We start from the raw sequence: 17,168 nt of genomic DNA, 5'->3' as shown, positions 1-17,168 counted from the left end.
GCGGCAGGTCAGCGCGAGAACATGATCGCGCGCTTGACCTCCTGGATCGCCTTGGTGATCTGGATACCGCGCGGGCAGGCCTCGGTGCAGTTGAACGTGGTGCGGCACCGCCACACGCCGTCGACCTCGTTGAGGATGTCCAGGCGCTCGGCGGCCGCCTCGTCGCGGCTGTCGAAGATGAACCGGTGGGCGTTGACGATCGCGGCCGGGCCGTAGTAGCTGCCCTCGTGCCAGAAGATCGGGCAGCTGGTGGTGCACGCCGCGCACAGGATGCACTTGGTGGTGTCGTCGTAGCGGGCGCGGTCGGTCGGGCTCTGAATGCGTTCGCGCGTCGGCGGGTTGCCGGTGGTGATCAGGTACGGTTTGACCGCGCGGTAGGCGTCGAAGAACGGCTCCATGTCGACCACGAGGTCCTTCTCGACCGGCAGCCCGCGGATCGGCTCGACCGTGATGGTCAGCGATTTGCCCGCCTTCTTGGGGAGCAGGTCGCGCATCAGCACCTTGCAGGCCAACCGGTTGACACCGTTGATCCGCATGGCATCCGACCCGCACACCCCGTGCGCGCAGGAGCGCCGGAAGGTCAGCGTCCCGTCCAGGTAGCTCTTGATGTAGATCAGCAGGTTGAGCATCCTGTCGCTGGGCAGGCAGGGCACCCGAAAGCTTTGCCAGCCACCGGTTTCCGCGTAGGCATCGGGCTGGTCGGGGTTGAACCGGGCGATCTTGACGGTCACCATCACCGCCTCGTCGGGAACCGGCGGAAGGGGCGGTTCCAGACTTTCGGCCTGCGGCTCTGCAACGTCCGTCATCAGTACTTCCGTTCCTTGGGTTCGTAGCGCGTCTGCACCACGGGCTTGAAGTCCAGCGCGATGTCGCTCAAAAGGTCGGTGCCCTGCTTATAGGCCATGGTGTGGCGCATGTAGTTGACGTCGTCGCGGTTGGGGTAGTCCTCGCGGGCGTGCCCGCCGCGGGACTCCTTGCGGTTCAGCGCGCCGACCACGGTGACCTCGGCCAGCTCGAGCAAGAAGCCCAGCTCGATGGCCTCCAGCAGGTCGCTGTTGAATCGCTTCCCCTTGTCGTGCACGGTGATTCGCGAATAGCGCTCCTTCAGGGCGTGGATGTCGGTCAGCGCCTGCTTGAGCGTCTCCTCGGTGCGGAACACCGCGGCGTTGTTGTCCATCGACTGCTGCAACGCGTTGCGGATGTCGGCGACGCGCTCGTTGCCGTGCTCGGAGAGGATGTCGCCCACCCAGCCGACGACCATCGCCGCCGGATCCGGCGGCATGTCCACGAAGTCGTGTCCCCGTGCGTAATTGGCGGCGGCGATGCCGGCCCGGCGGCCGAACACGTTGATGTCCAGCAGCGAGTTGGTGCCCAGCCGGTTGGCGCCGTGCACCGACACGCACGCGCATTCGCCCGCCGCGTACAGGCCCGGGACCGTGGAGGTGTTGTCCCGCAACACCTGTCCGGTGACGGTGGTCGGGATGCCGCCCATCACGTAGTGACACGTCGGGTACACCGGGACCAGCTCCTTGACCGGGTCCACGCCCAGATAGGTGCGGGCGAACTCGGTGATGTCGGGCAGCTTGGCCTCGAGCACGTCCTCGCCGAGGTGCCGGACGTCGATGTATACGTAGTCCTTGTGCGGGCCGGCGCCGCGGCCCTCCAGGACTTCCAAAACCATTGAGCGAGCGACGATGTCGCGCGGTGCCAGGTCGACGATCGTCGGTGCGTAGCGTTCCATGAACCGCTCACCCTCGCCGTTGAGCAGCCGGCCACCCTCGCCGCGCACGGCCTCGGAGATCAGGATGCCCAAACCGGCCAGGCCGGTGGGGTGAAATTGGTGAAACTCCATGTCCTCCAAGGGAAGTCCCTTGCGGAAGACGATGCCGATGCCGTCGCCGGTCAGCGTGTGCGCGTTGGAGGTGGTCTTGTACATGCGGCCCGAACCGCCGGTGGCGAGCACGATCGCCTTCCCGTGGAAGACGTGGATCTCGCCGGTGGCCAGCTCGTAAGCGACCACGCCGGTGGCCACCGGCCCGCTCGGCGTCTGCGTCAAAACCAGGTCCAGCGCGTAGAACTCGTTGAAGAACTGCACGTCGTGCTTTACGCAGTTCTGGTACAGCGTCTGCAGGATCATGTGGCCGGTGCGATCGGCGGCGTAACAGGACCGGCGCACCGGGGCCTTGCCGTGGTCGCGGGTGTGTCCGCCGAACCGGCGCTGGTCGATGCGGCCCTCGGGGGTGCGGTTGAACGGCATCCCCATCTTTTCCAGGTCGAGCACCGCGTCGATGGCTTCCTTGCACATGATCTCCACCGCGTCCTGGTCGGCGAGGTAGTCGCCGCCCTTGACGGTGTCGAAGGTGTGCCATTCCCAGTTGTCCTCTTCGACGTTGGCCAGCGCCGCGCACATGCCGCCCTGGGCGGCGCCGGTGTGGCTGCGGGTGGGGTAGAGCTTGGTCAGCACCGCGGTGCGCACCCGGGGACCCGCTTCCACCGCGGCGCGCATCCCTGCGCCGCCCGCGCCGACGATCACCACGTCGTACCGGTGTTGCTGGATCACGGGTCAGCCTCCCTCCGTCAGGCGTGAATGTTGGGGTCGAACGTCAGCAGCACGTAGGTGCCCAGCACCAACGTGAACCCCATCGACAGCAACAGCAGGCTGTTGAGCCAGAACCGGGTGCTGTCCTTGCGGCTGTAGTCGTCGATGATCGTGCGCAGGCCGTTGCCGCCGTGCAGCTGCGCCAGCCACAGCAGCGCGAGGTCCCAGAATTGCCAGAACGGCGACGCCCAGCGCTGCGCCACATAGTTGAAGTCGATGCGGTACACGCCGTTGTCCCACATCAGCATGATGAACAGGTGGCCGATCGCCAGCACGAACAGCGCGATGCCCGAGAACCGCATGAACAGCCAGGCGAACTTCTCGAAGTTGGGGATGCCGGCCCGGCGCCGCGGCGAGCGGGGATTGTCCAGGCTGGCGGGCCGGTCGTAGCTGCGTTGTTTGACCGGCGCCGTCTGGCCGCGGGTCAGCTGAAGGTCGGGGCTGCTCATCGGAAGTGCTCCATCATGTGGATGACGGTCACGACGCCGGCCGGGACCATCAGCAGCAGGAACACGACGCCGACGACCCAGAACATCAGGCGCTGGTAGCGCGGGCCCTCGGACCAGAAGTCGATCAGGATCACCCGGATCCCGTTCAGGCCGTGGAAGAGCACCGCGGCGATCAGGCCGTATTCCATCAGGCCGACGATGGGCATCTGATAGTCGTGGATCACCGCGTTGTAGGTCTGGGGGCTGATCCGCAGCATCGCCGCGTCCAGGACGTGCACGAACAGGAAAAAGAAGATGGTCGCGCCGCTGATGCGATGCAGCACCCACGACCACATGCCGGGATCGCCCCGGTAGAGGGTCCGCGGCGGCCTGCGTTTGCGCGAGGTCGCCGGTGCGGGTGCCGCCGGATCCGCGGTTGTCGGTTGTGTAGTCACCCCAGTCCTCACCAGCCTTCTTGCGACCTTCTTGCGACGTTGCGCGACAGTCACGCCGGGCACTTGAGCTTAGCTCGCGCACGGTGTGGCTTGCGTCAATGTCCGTCAAGCGAAATGCCGTTTTGCGGCTAGGGTGACTGTCGGAAACGGCCACCGACGAGCGGGGTTGCGCGATGCCGGAGATCGACTGGAAAAGGTTGCGGGACAAGGCAATCCAGGTATCCGAAGGGGCCTATGCGCCGTACTCGCGGTTCGCAGTGGGTGCGGCCGCGCTGGTCGACGATCACCGCGTGGTCACCGGGTGCAATGTGGAGAACATCTCATATGGCCTTGGTCTCTGTGCCGAGTGCGCCGTGGTGTGCGCCCTGCATTCCACCGGCGGCGGCCGGCTGATCGCGCTGGCGTGCGTGGACCAGCGCGGATCGGTGCTCATGCCGTGCGGGCGATGCCGCCAGGTGCTGCTCGAACACGGCGGTCCCGAGTTGCTGATCGACCATCCGCGCGGGCCGCGCCGGCTCGGCGACCTGCTGCCGGATGCCTTCGGTCCCGACGACGTGGCCGCCGGGCGTCGCTGATGCCGCCCGCCTTTGATGCGCCCACGGTGATCAGGACCAAGCGCGACGGCGGCCGGTTGTCCGACGCCGCCATCGACTGGGTCGTCGACGCCTACACCGCCGGCCGGGTGGCCGAGGAGCAGATGGCGGCCCTGCTGATGGCGATCCTGTTGCGGGGCATGGATCGCGGCGAGACGGCCCGGTGGACGTCGGCGATGCTGGCCTCGGGCGAGCGGCTCGACTTCGGCGACCTCGGCGTGCCCACGGTCGACAAGCACTCCACCGGCGGGGTGGGGGACAAGATCACCCTGCCCCTGGTGCCCGTCGTCGCCGCGTGCGGCGCCGCGGTGCCGCAGGCGTCGGGCCGCGGGCTCGGCCACACCGGCGGCACGCTGGACAAGCTGGAATCCATCGCCGGATTCACCGCCGCGCTGTCCAACCGGCGGGTGCGCGACCAACTGCGCGACCTCGGCGCGGCCATCTTCGCCGCCGGTGACCTGGCCCCGGCCGACGCCAAGCTGTACGCGCTGCGCGACATCACCGCCACCGTCGAGTCGCTGCCGCTGATCGCGAGCTCGGTGATGAGCAAGAAGCTGGCCGAGGGGGCCGGCGCGCTGGTGCTCGACGTGAAGGTCGGTTCCGGGGCGTTCACCGACTCGGAAGCGCAGTCCCGCGACCTGGCGAGCACCATGGTCGCGCTGGGCGCCGCGCACGGGGTGCCCACCCGCGCGCTGCTGACGGACATGAACACCCCGCTGGGCGCGACCGTCGGCAACGCCCTCGAGGTCGCCGAGTCGCTCGAGGTGCTGGCCGGGGGCGGGCCGCCCGACGTCGTCGAGCTGACGCTGCGGCTGGCCTCCGAGATGCTCGAGCTGGCCGGGGTCGACGGCCGCGATCCCGCCGAGACACTGCGGGATGGCACCGCGATGGACCGGTTTCGCCAGCTCGTCGCCGCCCAGGGCGGCGATTTGTCGGTGCCGCTGCCGATCGCTCGGCATGCCGAGACCGTGACCGCCGCCCGGGGCGGCACAATGGGCGATATCGACGCGATGGCAGTGGGGCTGGCGGCTTGGCGGCTCGGAGCGGGCAGATCCCGTCCGGGCGATCGCGTGCAGTTCGGCGCCGGCATCCGGCTGCATCGCCGCCCCGGCGAGCCGGTCACGGCCGGTGAGCCGCTGTTCACCCTGTACACCGACACCCCGGAGCGCTTCGGCGCGGCGCTCGCCGAGCTGGACGGCGCCTTCGGCGTCGGCGACGCCGCCCCGGCTTCGCGTCCGCTGATCATCGATCGGATCGCGCAATGACCGCGCCGCTGGGCCTCGAGCAGATCCGCAAGGCCCCCAAGGCCCTGCTGCACGACCACCTCGACGGCGGGCTGCGCCCGTCGACCGTGCTCGAGATCGCCGGGCAGACCGGCTACGACGAGCTGCCCGCCACCGACGTCGACGAGCTGGCGACGTGGTTTCGCACGCGTTCGCACAGCGGCTCGCTGGAGCGCTACCTGGAGCCGTTCTCCCACACCGTCGCGGTGATGCAGACCCCCGAGGCGCTGCACCGCGTCGCCTACGAGTGCGTCGAAGACCTGGCCGCCGACTCGGTGGTCTACGCCGAGGTGCGGTTCGCACCCGAGCTGCACATCGACCGCGGGATGTCCTTCGACGCGATCGTCGATGCCGTGCTGGCCGGATTCGCCGACGGCGAGAAGGCCTGTGCCGGCGCGGGCCGTCCGATCGTGGTGCGCCTACTGGTCACCGCGATGCGGCACGCGGCGGTGTCCCGCGAGATCGCCGAGCTGGCAATCCGGTTCCGGGACAAGGGCGTTGTCGGCTTCGACATCGCCGGCGCCGAGGCCGGCAACCCGCCGACGCGCCACCTGGACGCCTTCGAGTACATGCGAGACCACAACGCGCGCTTCACCATTCACGCCGGCGAGGCGTTCGGCCTGCCGTCCATCCACGAGGCGATCGCGTTCTGCGGTGCCGACCGGCTGGGGCACGGGGTGCGGATCGTCGACGACATCGACGTGCTGCCCGACGGGCAGGTCCGGTTGGGCCAGCAGGCGGCGATCCTGCGGGACAAGCGAATTCCGCTGGAACTGTGTCCGAGCTCGAACGTGCAGACCGGCGCCGTCAAGAGCATCGCCGAGCATCCGTTCGACCTGCTGGCCCGCGCCCGGTTCCGGGTGACCGTCAACACCGACAACCGGTTGATGAGCGATACCTTCATGAGCCGCGAGATGCTCCGCCTGGTGGAGGCGTTCGGCTACGGCTGGAGCGACCTCGAACGGTTCACCATCAACGCGATGAAGTCCGCGTTCATCCCGTTCGACGAGCGGCTGGCCATCATCGACGAGGTGATCAAGCCGCGATACGCGGTGCTGATCGGCTGAGCCGCCGGTGCGACGTTCTCAGATGTGCCCGGGCATCCCCATCGACGGGTCGGCCGCCGGCATGGGTGGTGGCTCCACCATCGGCGGCGGGGCCATCGGCGGTGGTTCTACGGGGGCCGCGGCCATGGGCGCCGGCGGTTCCGGCGGCGGCGCGATGGGCGGCGGGGGTGGCGGCGGGGCGTACGGGCCACCCGCGCACACCGGGTCGCTGGGCATGCTGATGCAGCTCAAATCCGCGGGGCCGGTGGGCGCCCCGCCCATGGCGTACGGGCCGCCCTGGCACTGCGCCAGCCCCGGCATCCCCGCACATCGGGGATCCGACGGGTTGGTGGGAAGGCCGGGATCGGGATCGTCGAGCGGCGCGGCGGGTGTGCGCGCGAAGCCGGGTGCCGCGTTCGCCGGGATCGTCGCACCCGCCGTGGCCGCCCCCAAAATCGACAGGGCCACAACCGTTTTCGTCATCGTGCCGCGCAACCTCGAGGCCGTTACCCAGGTCATCGTTCCCCCCGATACATGCGGACCGGGAGCGCTGCGCCCCCGCGTTATTCGATCAGTCTGCTCCATCGCGGCCAAATCCGGTAGCCCATAACGGATCCGGGTCGACGGACAAGCCGATGGCGCGCACCGTGCCGGCCAGGTGGGTCTGCACCGCGGTCGCCGCCCGCGCGCGATCGCCGTCGCGCAGGGCTTCGGCGATACCCCGATGCTCCTCGAGAATCGTGGCCACCCGGTCGGGGTCGCGCAGCGTCGATTCGCCGATCATCCGCATCTGGCGGTCGCGCAGGGACGCGTAGAAGCCGGACAGGATGGCGTTGCCCGACTCCTGCAGCGTGATGGCGTGGAAGGCGCGGTCGGCCTCCACGAATTCTCGCCAGTCCGCCGCGGCGGCCGCGTCGCGTTGCCGGGCAAGCTCGCCGGACAGGCGCCCGAACACGGCGGCGCATGCGGCGGCGCCGCGCCCGATCACCTTGCCCGCCGCGAACTGCTCGAGCACCAGCCGCGCCTCCATCACCGCGCGCACCTCGTCGGGCGACACCGGAACCACCAGGGCCCCCCGCTGGGGATACAGGCGCAGCAGCCCCTCGGCCTCCAGCCGCAAAAACGCCTCGCGCACCGGCGTGCGCGACATCCCCAGCGCGCTGGCCACGTCGCCCTCGCTGATCAGCTCGCCGCCGGGGAACTCGCCGGTGAGCACCCGCGTCTTGACATAGTCCAGTGCGCGGTCCTTGGCCGTCGCCGTCCGCCTGTCCTTCGCAGCCACGCCCGGCCTCTTCTCTGGTAGCTAAGTCGTATCTCAACCGACCAATTGACCGTACACCGACCGCGTCTAGCTGCGACGTTTGACGCTTAGATACAAGATAAATACTATTTAGATACCAGATACACCTGAGCGGCAAGGGAGACCGACATGCAGCAGCTAGCGACCCCGAACCTGGACCCGACGGTCCCCGCGCCGATGGTCAACGTCGCCGAGTACGCGTTCGAGGGGCGGTTCGAAGAGTGGGCCGAGCAGGCCGAATACTTCGAGTACTCCAGGGCCGCCAACCCGATCGGCTCGGGGCTGACCCCGCGGGTGCCGATCCGGCGGTTCGGTCCCGAGCTCTACCTCGACGCGCCGACCGGCGTGATCCCGCTGGACCTGTCGGCCGAGCTGGGCGGCCCGGCCGGCGCGGCGACCAGCCCCGCGCTGCTGGCCAACTTCGTGTCCATTCGTGCGAACGAGCACGTCGACACCCACCCCAACGCCACCTCGCAGCTGTATTACGTGCTCTACGGGCGGGGGTTCGCGGCGGTCAACGGCCGCCTGATCGAGTGGGAGAAGGGCGACTTCGTGACGCTGCCCGCCGGCGCGCACTCGGTGTTCTATGCCGGCGCTGACACGGCCATGTACTGGGTGCACGACGAGCCCCTGATGCGTTACCTCGGCGCCGACGCGACCCGGCCCCGCTTCCGGGCGACCAAGTTCCGCCGCGCCGACGCCGTCGCCAAGCTGACCGAGATCGCGTCGCGCCCCGGCGCCAACGAGAAGAGCCGTGTCAGCGTCCTGCTGGCCAACGCCGAGCAGGACCAGACCCTGACCATCACGCACGTGCTGTGGGCCATGTTCGGCGTGCTTCCGCCCCATCAGGTGCAGCGCCCGCACCGGCACCAGTCGGTCGCGCTGGACCTCATCCTGGACGCGCCCGCGGCCGGCTGCTACACGCTGCTGGGCACGCGTCTCGACGAGCGGGGCGGCATCGTCGATCCCATCCGGGTGGACTGGCAGGCCGGTGGCGCCTTCACCACCCCGCCGGGCATGTGGCACGCCCACTACAACGAGACCGACGAGCCGGCCCACCTGATCCCGGTCCAAGACGCCGGGCTGCAGACCCACCTGCGCAGCCTCGACATCAAGTTCACCCAGCGCCGCGATCTCGCCGCGGGCTGAGCCGGGGCCCGATGCGGGGCCCGGATTCGACGCCTAGTGTGGCTCGACATGAAGGTGCCGCTGCTGGGCCCGGTGTCGCTGACTGGATTCCAGAACCCCTGGTTCTTCCTCGCGCTGCTGGCCGTGCTGCTGGTGATCGGCCTTTATGTCGTGCAGCAATTCGCCCGCCGTCGCCGGGTGCTGCGGTTCGCCAACATGGAGGTGCTGGAGCGCGTGGCCCCGCCGCACCCGAGCCGGTGGCGGCACGTGCCGACCATCCTGCTGGCCACGTCGCTGGTGCTGCTGACCACGGCGATGGCCGGGCCGACGTCGGATGTCCGGATCCCGCTCAACCGCGCGGTCGTGATGCTCGTCATCGACGTCTCGGAATCGATGGCCTCCAACGATGTTCCGCCCAACCGCCTGGCCGCGGCGAAGGAGGCCGGCAAGCAGTTCGCCGATCAGCTGACGCCGGCCATCAACCTGGGGCTGGTGGAGTTCGCGGCCAACGCCACGCTGCTGGTGCCCCCGACGACGAACCGCGGCGCGGTGAAGTCGGGCATCGACAGTCTGCAGCCCGCCCCGAAAACCGCTACGGGAGAAGGCATTTTCACCGCGCTGCAGGCGATCGCGACGGTCGGCTCGGTGATGGGCGGCGGCGAAGGCCCGCCGCCGGCGCGGATCGTGCTGGAGTCCGACGGCGCCGAGAACGTGCCGCTGGACCCCAACGCCCCGCAGGGGGCGTTCACCGCCGCCCGGGCCGCCAAGGGCCAAGGGGTGCAGATCTCGACGATCTCGTTCGGCACCCCGTACGGGACCGTCGACTACGAGGGCGCCACCATTCCGGTCCCGGTGGACGATCAGACCCTGCAGAAGATCTGCGAGATCACCGACGGCGAGGCGTTCCACGCCGACAGCCTGGACTCGCTGAAGAACGTGTACACGACGCTGCAGCGCCAGATCGGCTACGAAACCGTCAAGGGCGACGCGAGCCTGGCGTGGATGCTGCTCGGTGCCGTCGTGATGGCCGGCGCCGTGCTGGCCGGCCTGCTGCTGAACCGCAGGCTGCCCGCCTGACCCGCCGGGCGGGCTCGGTCGGTGGACGGGCGCTAGGTCGGCAGGCGCCGGTTGATCAACAGCGCCAACGCCGTCGCGATGAGCGCCGCGAGCACCCCCATGCGCAGCCAGCCGGAACTGCCGGGTCCCGGCACGGTGCGGTAGCCGATCTCGTTCTCGATCGCGTTGTAGCTCTTGTTGAGCTCGCCGATGTTGGTGGCGGTGTAGGGCTGCCCGCCGGAGAGCCGGGCGATCGTCTTCATCTGGTCGGTCGACACCGGGACCGCGACGCGCTGCCCGTCCATCTCGATCTCGCCGCCTTTGGTGCCGAACGAGATCGTCGAGATGGGCACGCCCTCGTCCTTGGCCAGGCGCGCCGCGGTGTAGACACCGTCGTGCGGATCGCTGGGGTTGGACGGCTTGTTCTCGCGGCCGTCGGAGAGCAGCACGATACGGGCCGGCGGCGGATTGTCGCCCCCGGTGACCGCCGTGGCGCCGATCGCGTGCAGGGCGGTGAAGATGGCCTGGCCGGTGGCCGTGCTGTCGGCGAAGTCCAGCTTCTTGAGTGCGTCGATGGTCGCCTGGTGCTGCGGCGTGGGCGGGACCAGCAAGTAGGGCGTGCCGGCGAAGCCGACCAGCCCGAGGTTGATGCCGGGCGTCAGCTGGCTGGCGAACTGGCTGGCCGCTTGTTCGGCGGCCTTGAGCCGGGTGGGTTCGACGTCGGTCGCCCGCATTGACTGCGACATGTCGATGACGAGCATGATGACGGCGCGGTTGCGCGGGATGCGCATGTCGTGGGTGGGGGTGGCCAGCGCGATCGTCAGCAACGCCAGGCTGAGTAGCGACGCGGCGATCGGCAGGTGCCGCCACGGCGACTGCGCCACGGGGGCGTCGGTGTAGCGGTGCAGCCGTCGGTTGCGACGGGCCTGCACCACGACGTAGACGGCCAGCAGGGCCAGGGGCACCAAACCGAACAGCAACATGGCCGGGCGCTGGAACCCGTACAGCGGCAGCGGGCCGATTCCGGGAAGCGACACGTCACCAACCTAGCCCGTGAAACGCCCTACTCGCGGCGGAGCCGGCCCTCGACGAATTGCTCCAGCTTCTCCCACTCGCGCACCGCCGCGGCGTACGGCGGCGACGGCTTGGTGACCGAGCCGGGTTCGAGCACGGCGGCCACCAATTTGCCCAGCGGCCGGTTGGTTTCGAGCGCCTTGTCCACCGCGGGATCCTCGGAGTAGTCGCCGATGTCGCGGAGCACCTCGACGGCCAGTTCCAGTTGCTCCCGGTCCACGGCCTCGGGCCCGTCGGCCAGGTCGTCGGCCAGGCCGGTGAGCACGTAGATGTTGTCGTCGGTGACCTCGACCGTGAGCGACCCGTCGGTGGCGGCGGTGCGGATGTCGTCGTAGGTGCTCAGATCGGACAGGTCGTGGTCGTGCTCGTCGGCCAGGTAGCGGGCCAGCGCGCGCTCGGACGGGAACACGCTGATCCGTCCGTTGCGGCCCAGGAAGATCGGCTCGTCGTCGAGGTAGCAGCGCAGGGTGAAGAAGGTGCCCGAGCTCGTCATGATCCGGATCGGATCGATGCCGACCTGCAGCCAGAAGTCCTTGTCGCCGCCGAGCACCGCGGTGTCGCCGGCCGCCCGGGCTTCGGTGTCGTCGTCCTCGTCGTCTTCGTCAACTTCGTCGTCAATGTCGTCGTCAATGTCGTCGGCCGCGGATTCCTCGACGGCGTCTTCGGTCTCGTCCTCTTCGCGCTCCTCGGCCAGTTCGTCTTCGGCCTTGGCCGACAACTTGGCGTCGACGTCGGGGGTGGTGGCGATGTCATCGATCGCGCCCAGCACGTCGTCCCAGCTGCGCCCGATGATCTCGGCGATCGCATGCCAGCGTTTGGCGCCGGCCTTGCCGGTGAAGTGCTCGACCCCGCCCGACACCGTGCCCAGGCTGGGGTTGCCGTTGAAGAACTTCGACACCGCCGCCAGCTCGCACACCGATCCGATGGACGACACGATGGCCAGCGTGCCCGCCAGCGCGGACACCGATTCCGCGGTGGGCTTCTCGGAGACCAGTTCCTCGACCGCGACCAGATCGAACTGCTTGTCCTCGGCGGGCTCGAAGTCATGCGCGTGCGCCGACGTCAGGGCCTTCCACGCCGGGTGGTCGGTCAGGTCGTTGTCGGTGTCGGACCGCACGAACGCCACCAGGTCGGCGACGGAGGAGAAGACGAACAGGTCCTCGTCCTTGCCCAGGAAGGCCTCCCACTCGTCGCCGGAGTCACGCCAGCGGGGCGCCCACACGGTGTAGCGGTCGCCGGCGGACAGGCTCAGGCGAATGGGCACGAGGTCAGCAGCCATGCGGCACAGAATAGCGACGACCGGCCAAGGCGCCGCCGGGCAGTGGTGATCGCGAGCGCGGCGGAGCCGGGTGAAGCGGGTCGCCACCATCAGCCCAGTGGTCTAGTCCCAGATGTCGGTGATGGGCGCGGCGCTGGCGGCATAGCCCGTCTTGGGTAGCCCGTACATCTGCTCCACCGTGGAAAGCACGTTGTAGTGGTTGATCTGCTCGCTGTAGTTGCCGGGGCGGACGTGGGCGCCGTAGAACACCGTGGGGATCTGGTTGTGGCTGCCGTTGTCGTCCTCGTCGAACGTCAGGATCAGCAGGCTGTTGTTGGCCACCGCCCAATTGGCGTAACCGGACAGCTGGCGATTCAGCCAGGCGTCGGCCTGCGCGATGGACCCGTCGTGCATGTTGTTGTCGTTGTTGGGGATGACGAACGACACGGTCGGCAGGCTGGCGTAGTTGCCCATCGGGAACGCGGAGAACGGCATCGAGTTCGCCGCCGGCACGTTGGTGAAGTTGGCCCACGGCACGTGCTTGCGCGCGTACTTGCCCGCGGTGCACACCGGCGAGCCTACGGTTGGCAGGCCTTCGGCGAAGCCGACGAACGTGTGGCCCGCGGCCAGCAATTCGGATCCGAGATTGGGGGCCGCGCCGGCGTTGATCGGGCACAGGTCCTTGGTCACCCCGAAGGTGTTGCCCGCGAACAGCGCCAGGTAATTCGGTTCGCTGGGGTGGGTTTCGGCGTATGACTGCGTCATGTTGGCGCCATTGGCGGCCAGGGAGGTGATGAAGGGCGCCGACTTGTTGCCGATGATGCCGTTCTCGGAACGGTTTTCCTCCACCACGATCACGATATGCGCCGGTTGCGGAATGGCCGCTGCCGCAAGGCCTATGCGCGGGGTCAGCGGACTTGCCGCCAGTGCCACCAAAGCGACCACCCCGAGCGCCAGCAGGAGGCGATGCGCCCTGCCGAGTAGGCTTCTCGGACTTCGATTTTCGCGCGACACCCCGGGAGTATACGAACGCGCGTGCGCTGTGGCCGGACGAACGCAAGCGTGTCAGAAGGGCTTTGCCCGATCGTTATATACCCTTCATGGGATGGACGTGCGCGTGATCGACCACCCGCTGGCCGCGGCCCGGCTGACGGTGCTGCGCGACGAACGCACCGACAATGCCGGGTTTCGGGCCGCGCTGCGCGAGCTCACGCTGATGCTGGTGTACGAGGCCAGCCGGGAGGCGCCGCGAAAGTCGGTCAGGATCCGCACCCCGGTGGCCGCGACGGCCGGGACGCGACTGGTCAACCCGCCGCTGCTGGTTCCGGTGCTGCGGGCCGGGTTGGGCATGGTCGAGGCCGCCCAGGCCGCGATACCCGAGGCGGAGGTGGGTTTCGTCGGTGTCGCCCGCGACGAGGAAACCCACCTGCCGGTCCCGTATCTCGAGGCGCTGCCCGACAAACTCGCGCGCCGGCCGGTGATGGTCCTCGACCCCATGCTGGCCACCGGCGGGTCGATGGCCCACACCATCGGCCTGCTGCAGCGCCGCGGCGCCACCGACATCACCGCGCTGTGCCTGGTCACCGCGCCGGAAGGCCTTGCGGCCGTGCAGAAAGCGGCGCCGGACGCGCGAGTGTTCACCGCCGCGGTCGACAAGGGGCTCAACAAGTCGGCCTATATCGTGCCTGGCCTCGGCGACGCGGGGGACCGCCAGTTCGGGCCGAACCTGTTCACCAGCCCCGCATCGCAGCGACCAGCTCGGCGCGCAGGGCACCGGCGCGCCGCCGCGAAGAATCCAGATCGTCGCTAGGCGTGCAGCGAATCTCCAAGTAGCACTTCAGTTTCGGCTCGGTCCCGGAGGGCCGCACCACCACCCTGACCGACGTGTGGTCGTCACCGCCGGTGAAGATCAGCGCATCGGTGACGTCGGTGAGTTCGGCGGGGAACCCGGCTAGCGTCGCCGGCGGAGTGGTCCGTAGCCGGTGCATCAGCGCGGCCGCCTCGGCGGGGTCGGCGACCCGGCGCGAGACCGCGGCGACGTCGTGCACGCCGTATCGGCGCGCCAGCTCGTCGAGCAGGTCGACGACCGAACGGCCTTGGCGCAGCAGCGTGGCCACCAGGTCGCACACCAGGACCGCGGCGCTGATGCCGTCCTTGTCGCGTACAGCGTCCGGGTCGACGCAGTGCCCGATCGCTTCCTCGTAGGCGTATACCAGGGTGCCGCCGGGGACCTCGGCATCGGCGCGCGCCAGCCATTTGAAGCCGGTGAGGGTTTCGACGTGGACGGCGCCGCGGTGCGCGGCGATGGCCGACAGCATCCGCGAGGACACCAGGGTGCTGGCCACCACGGGCGTTTCGGCGCGCTGCGGCTGGGAAAGAATGTAATCTCCTAGCAGCCAACCGGTTTCGTCGCCGGACAGCATCCGCCACCCCGCTTTGTCGGGAATGCCGACGGCGCACCGGTCGGCGTCGGGATCCAGCGCGATCGCCACGTCGGCGCGCACGTCGGAGGCCAGGGCCAACAGAGCGTCGGCGGCACCCTGCTCCTCGGGGTTGGGGAACGCGACGGTGGGGAAGTCCGGGTCCGGAGCGAATTGTGCTGCGACGGTGTGCACTTGGGCGAACCCGGCGCGGCGCAGCGTCTCCACGGCCACCGCGCCGCCCACCCCGTGCAGGGCCGTCAGGGCGACCCGCGCCGAGCCCGCCCCGCTCCGCAGCCCGGACGCGCGCTCGACGTAGCGCTCGACCAGATCGGCCTGGCCCGGTTCGACGGGGGCCCTGCCGATCTGGTCGGCGGGCGGGGCGTCGGCCATCGCGGCCTCGATCTCGCGGTCGGTGGGGGAGACGAGCTGGATGCCGCCGTCGACGTACACCTTGTAGCCGTTGTCGGCCGGCGGGTTGTGCGACGCCGTGATCTGGATCCCGGCCAGCGCGCCGGTGTGGCGCACCGCGAACGCGACCACCGGGGTCGGCACCGGACCGGGCAGCAACAGCACCGAAAACCCTTGATCGGCAAGGACTTCGGCGGCCACCGTTGCGAATACCGCCGAACCGTGCCGGGCGTCGCGCCCCACGATCACCCGCGCACCGGCCGGGGCGCGCCGCTTGAGCACCTGCGCCACCGCCCAGGTGGCGTGCGACACCACCGCGACGTTCATCGCGTCGGGCCCGCCGCGCACCGGGCCGCGCAGGCCCGCGGTGCCAAACCTCAGGGGACGGGCGAACCGCGCGGCTAATTCTCCCGCGTCGCACGCGGCGAGCTCGGCGGCCGTCCGCGGGTCGGGGTCGTGGGCGATCCACTCCTCGGGCGTCATGGCCCTAAAACCGGGGCAGCCGCTCGAGGATCAGGGCCAGGAGGGCGCCCATCCGGCTGGCGGACGCGGCCCCCGCGGAGAGCACCTCGGCGTGGCTGAGCGGCTCGCCGCCGATGCCGGCGGCCAGGTTGGTCACCAGCGACACCCCGAGCACCTCGGCGCCGGCCGCCCGCGCCGCGATGGTCTCGTGCACCGTCGACATGCCGACCAGGTCGGCGCCCAGCGTGCGCAGCATCCGGATTTCCGCGGGGGTCTCGTAGTGCGGGCCGGGCAGGCCGGCGTAGACGCCCTCGGTCAGCGTCGGGTCGGCCTGGCGGGCGAATTCGCGCAGCCGCGGGGAGTAGGCGTCGGTCAGGTCCACGAATTGCGGGCCGACCAGCGGGGAACGCGCGGTCAGGTTGAGGTGGTCGCTGATCAACACCGGTTCGCCGACGGCCATGTCCGGGCGCAGTCCGCCCGCCGCATTGGTGAGCACGACCGCGCGCACGCCGGCCGCGCAGGCCGCCCGCACCGGGTGCACGACGTGGCACAGGTCGTGGCCCTCGTAGGCGTGGATGCGGCCGACGAGCACCAGCACCCGGTGTTCGCCGATGCGCATCGACAACAGCTCGCCGGTGTGCCCGATCGCGGTGGGCGGCCGGAAGCCGGGCAGGTCGGCCTGGGGCAGCACGGCGGTCTTCCCGATCGCCTCGGTGCCGAGCGCGGCGACCGCCGGCGACCATCCCGAGCCGAGCACGATGGCGACGTCATGCTCGTCGATTCCGGTGCGCTCGGCGATGACCGCGGCGGCGCGGCGCGCGAGGTCGCCTGGGTCGGACGAGGTTTGGGTCACAGCGGGAGCCTAGCCCGGGGACGGCGAGCGCAGGTGAGGCGCGAGTGAGGAGCCGGGCGATCGAACCTGGCCCGGCGACGGTGTCGCCGGTATGTGTCAAGATCTGGCGTATGAGTCTTCGTAGGTGGCCGGTGGTTGGCCCGGTCATTGCAATCGCCGTTGGTGTTGTGCTGTCAGTGGTTTCGGTCACATTCGGCCCGGCGCCGTCGGCCAAGGCGGACTGTCCGAACGTCCAACTGATCTTCGCCCGCGGCACCGCCGAGCCGCCGGGCCTGGGTGTGGTGGGCGACGCGCTGTTCGCCGCCCTGCAGCCCGCGCTGGGGTCGCGCACCGTCGATTCCTATGCGGTGAACTATCCGGCCAGCTACAACTTCCTGACGACCGCCGACGCCGCCAACGACGCACGCGACCACATCGCGGAGATGGTCGACCAGTGCCCGTCCACGCGGCTGGTGCTCGGCGGCTTCTCGCAGGGCGCCGCCGCGATCTCGATGCTCGCCGGGGTGCCGCCCGTCGGCCAGCGCATCGGGAACTTCGGATCGGCGCCCCCGCTGGATCCCGCGCTGGCCAACAAGATCAGGGCCGTCGCGGTGTTCGGCAATCCCGGCAACCGCTTCGACACACCCCTGTCGTCGACGGGCGCGTTCGCCGGCCGCACCATCGACCTGTGCAGCGAAGGTGATCCCGTCTGCGTCGTCGGCGGTCGCGACCGGGATGCGCACCACGACTACTCCGCCCCGCCCTACCCGGGCCAGGCGGCGAGTTTCATCGCCGGGCTGGTGTAGCCCTCAGGGCCTCAGGG

At 69.7% G+C, this 17,168-nt stretch carries 18 protein-coding genes; 7 read left to right on the top strand and 11 right to left on the bottom strand.

Annotated features, from left to right (window positions below):
* Positions 1-8: 8 nt before the first annotated feature.
* From OCU_RS45180 to sdhC, 4 genes are read right to left on the bottom strand one after another with little or no spacing between them, the layout of a single operon-like run.
* Positions 9-806 (bottom strand): succinate dehydrogenase iron-sulfur subunit, encoded by a 798-nt coding sequence (locus OCU_RS45180; RefSeq protein WP_008260012.1) that lies wholly within the window; start codon positions 804-806, stop codon positions 9-11.
* Positions 806-2,560 (bottom strand): succinate dehydrogenase flavoprotein subunit, encoded by a 1,755-nt coding sequence (gene sdhA / locus OCU_RS45175; RefSeq protein WP_008260011.1) that lies wholly within the window; start codon positions 2,558-2,560, stop codon positions 806-808. Before sdhA ends, OCU_RS45180 begins: the two co-directional genes overlap by 1 nt.
* Positions 2,561-2,577: 17 nt before the next feature.
* Positions 2,578-3,048: a succinate dehydrogenase hydrophobic membrane anchor subunit gene (locus OCU_RS45170; protein WP_009954090.1), complete on the bottom strand. Its 471-nt coding sequence runs from the start codon at positions 3,046-3,048 to the stop codon at positions 2,578-2,580.
* A complete protein-coding gene (sdhC, locus tag OCU_RS45165; RefSeq protein ID WP_009954089.1) occupies positions 3,045-3,383 on the bottom strand; it encodes a succinate dehydrogenase, cytochrome b556 subunit in 339 nt (112 codons plus the stop codon). Before sdhC ends, OCU_RS45170 begins: the two co-directional genes overlap by 4 nt.
* 272 nt (positions 3,384-3,655) lie before the next feature.
* Here sdhC and OCU_RS45160 point away from each other — a divergent pair, with 272 nt between their 5' ends.
* From OCU_RS45160 to OCU_RS45150, 3 genes are read left to right on the top strand one after another with little or no spacing between them, the layout of a single operon-like run.
* Complete coding sequence (locus OCU_RS45160) at positions 3,656-4,057, top strand: cytidine deaminase (RefSeq protein WP_009954087.1); 402 nt, start codon at positions 3,656-3,658, stop codon at positions 4,055-4,057.
* Positions 4,057-5,340: a thymidine phosphorylase gene (locus tag OCU_RS45155; RefSeq protein ID WP_009954086.1), complete on the top strand. Its 1,284-nt coding sequence runs from the start codon at positions 4,057-4,059 to the stop codon at positions 5,338-5,340. The genes OCU_RS45160 and OCU_RS45155 overlap by 1 nt, the downstream gene beginning before the upstream one ends.
* The gene (locus OCU_RS45150) at positions 5,337-6,425 is read left to right on the top strand and encodes an adenosine deaminase (protein WP_008260006.1); all 1,089 of its coding nucleotides are present in this window, start codon (positions 5,337-5,339) and stop codon (positions 6,423-6,425) included. The genes OCU_RS45155 and OCU_RS45150 overlap by 4 nt, the downstream gene beginning before the upstream one ends.
* An 18-nt stretch (positions 6,426-6,443) precedes the next feature.
* Here OCU_RS45150 and OCU_RS51540 read toward each other — a convergent pair whose 3' ends face one another.
* Both OCU_RS51540 and OCU_RS45140 read right to left on the bottom strand, forming a co-directional pair.
* Entirely contained in the window at positions 6,444-6,887 is a 444-nt protein-coding gene (locus tag OCU_RS51540; RefSeq protein WP_041787104.1) for a hypothetical protein, read from the bottom strand.
* An 88-nt stretch (positions 6,888-6,975) separates the two neighbouring features.
* Positions 6,976-7,686: a GntR family transcriptional regulator gene (locus tag OCU_RS45140; protein ID WP_014381019.1), complete on the bottom strand. Its 711-nt coding sequence runs from the start codon at positions 7,684-7,686 to the stop codon at positions 6,976-6,978.
* 147 nt (positions 7,687-7,833) lie between these two features.
* Here OCU_RS45140 and OCU_RS45135 point away from each other — a divergent pair, with 147 nt between their 5' ends.
* Both OCU_RS45135 and OCU_RS45130 read left to right on the top strand, forming a co-directional pair.
* On the top strand, positions 7,834-8,853 hold the full coding sequence (locus OCU_RS45135; RefSeq protein ID WP_014381018.1) for a cupin: 1,020 nt from the start codon (positions 7,834-7,836) through the stop codon (positions 8,851-8,853).
* A gap of 48 nt (positions 8,854-8,901) precedes the next feature.
* The gene (locus OCU_RS45130) at positions 8,902-9,909 is read left to right on the top strand and encodes a VWA domain-containing protein (protein WP_008259993.1); all 1,008 of its coding nucleotides are present in this window, start codon (positions 8,902-8,904) and stop codon (positions 9,907-9,909) included.
* Positions 9,910-9,941: 32 nt separating this feature from the next.
* On the opposite strand, the gene OCU_RS45125 is transcribed toward OCU_RS45130, so the two are convergent.
* The 3 genes from OCU_RS45125 to OCU_RS45115 form a co-directional block, all read right to left on the bottom strand.
* Entirely contained in the window at positions 9,942-10,925 is a 984-nt protein-coding gene (locus tag OCU_RS45125; protein ID WP_014381017.1) for a VWA domain-containing protein, read from the bottom strand.
* Between the two features lie 26 nt (positions 10,926-10,951).
* Positions 10,952-12,241 (bottom strand): protein export chaperone SatS, encoded by a 1,290-nt coding sequence (gene satS / locus OCU_RS45120; protein ID WP_014381016.1) that lies wholly within the window; start codon positions 12,239-12,241, stop codon positions 10,952-10,954.
* A gap of 102 nt (positions 12,242-12,343) precedes the next feature.
* Positions 12,344-13,234 carry an alkaline phosphatase family protein gene (locus OCU_RS45115; protein WP_434555372.1) on the bottom strand — a complete coding sequence of 297 codons (891 nt, stop codon included), beginning with the start codon at positions 13,232-13,234 and terminating at the stop codon, positions 12,344-12,346.
* 91 nt (positions 13,235-13,325) lie between these two features.
* Here OCU_RS45115 and upp point away from each other — a divergent pair, with 91 nt between their 5' ends.
* Positions 13,326-14,030, top strand: a complete 705-nt coding sequence (gene upp, locus OCU_RS45110; RefSeq protein ID WP_036459614.1) for a uracil phosphoribosyltransferase — start codon at positions 13,326-13,328, stop codon at positions 14,028-14,030.
* Here the strand turns inward: upp and OCU_RS45105 are convergent.
* On the bottom strand, positions 13,951-15,534 hold the full coding sequence (locus tag OCU_RS45105; RefSeq protein ID WP_014381014.1) for a phospho-sugar mutase: 1,584 nt from the start codon (positions 15,532-15,534) through the stop codon (positions 13,951-13,953). The two genes, upp and OCU_RS45105, sit on opposite strands and share 80 nt — an antisense overlap.
* A 4-nt stretch (positions 15,535-15,538) precedes the next feature.
* Entirely contained in the window at positions 15,539-16,366 is an 828-nt protein-coding gene (locus OCU_RS45100; RefSeq protein ID WP_014381013.1) for a purine-nucleoside phosphorylase, read from the bottom strand.
* A gap of 170 nt (positions 16,367-16,536) precedes the next feature.
* On the opposite strand from OCU_RS45100, the gene OCU_RS45095 reads away from it, so the two are divergent.
* Positions 16,537-17,151: a cutinase family protein gene (locus OCU_RS45095; RefSeq protein WP_026071215.1), complete on the top strand. Its 615-nt coding sequence runs from the start codon at positions 16,537-16,539 to the stop codon at positions 17,149-17,151.
* Positions 17,152-17,168: the final 17 nt, after the last annotated feature.

The sequence above is a fragment of the Mycobacterium intracellulare ATCC 13950 genome (genome assembly GCF_000277125.1).
Classification (GTDB): domain Bacteria; phylum Actinomycetota; class Actinomycetes; order Mycobacteriales; family Mycobacteriaceae; genus Mycobacterium; species Mycobacterium intracellulare.
Note: the sequence above shows the minus strand (reverse complement) of the source record. Positions and strands in the feature narration are given on the sequence as shown.

Bases quoted from the DNA above. Each gene is read 5' to 3' on its own strand.
- OCU_RS45130 (WP_008259993.1), top strand. From the start codon at position 8,902: ATGAAGGTGCCGCTGCTGGGCCCGGTGTCGCTGACTGGATTCCAGAAC.
- OCU_RS45105 (WP_014381014.1), bottom strand. From the start codon at position 15,534: ATGACGCCCGAGGAGTGGATCGCCCACGACCCCGACCCGCGGACGGCC.
- OCU_RS51540 (WP_041787104.1), bottom strand. From the start codon at position 6,887: ATGACGAAAACGGTTGTGGCCCTGTCGATTTTGGGGGCGGCCACGGCG.
- OCU_RS45155 (WP_009954086.1), top strand. From the start codon at position 4,057: ATGCCGCCCGCCTTTGATGCGCCCACGGTGATCAGGACCAAGCGCGAC.
- sdhC (WP_009954089.1), bottom strand. From the start codon at position 3,383: ATGTGGTCGTGGGTGCTGCATCGCATCAGCGGCGCGACCATCTTCTTT.
- satS (WP_014381016.1), bottom strand. From the start codon at position 12,241: ATGGCTGCTGACCTCGTGCCCATTCGCCTGAGCCTGTCCGCCGGCGAC.
- OCU_RS45170 (WP_009954090.1), bottom strand. From the start codon at position 3,048: ATGAGCAGCCCCGACCTTCAGCTGACCCGCGGCCAGACGGCGCCGGTC.
- OCU_RS45150 (WP_008260006.1), top strand. From the start codon at position 5,337: ATGACCGCGCCGCTGGGCCTCGAGCAGATCCGCAAGGCCCCCAAGGCC.
- OCU_RS45180 (WP_008260012.1), bottom strand. From the start codon at position 806: ATGACGGACGTTGCAGAGCCGCAGGCCGAAAGTCTGGAACCGCCCCTT.
- OCU_RS45160 (WP_009954087.1), top strand. From the start codon at position 3,656: ATGCCGGAGATCGACTGGAAAAGGTTGCGGGACAAGGCAATCCAGGTA.
- upp (WP_036459614.1), top strand. From the start codon at position 13,326: ATGGACGTGCGCGTGATCGACCACCCGCTGGCCGCGGCCCGGCTGACG.
- OCU_RS45135 (WP_014381018.1), top strand. From the start codon at position 7,834: ATGCAGCAGCTAGCGACCCCGAACCTGGACCCGACGGTCCCCGCGCCG.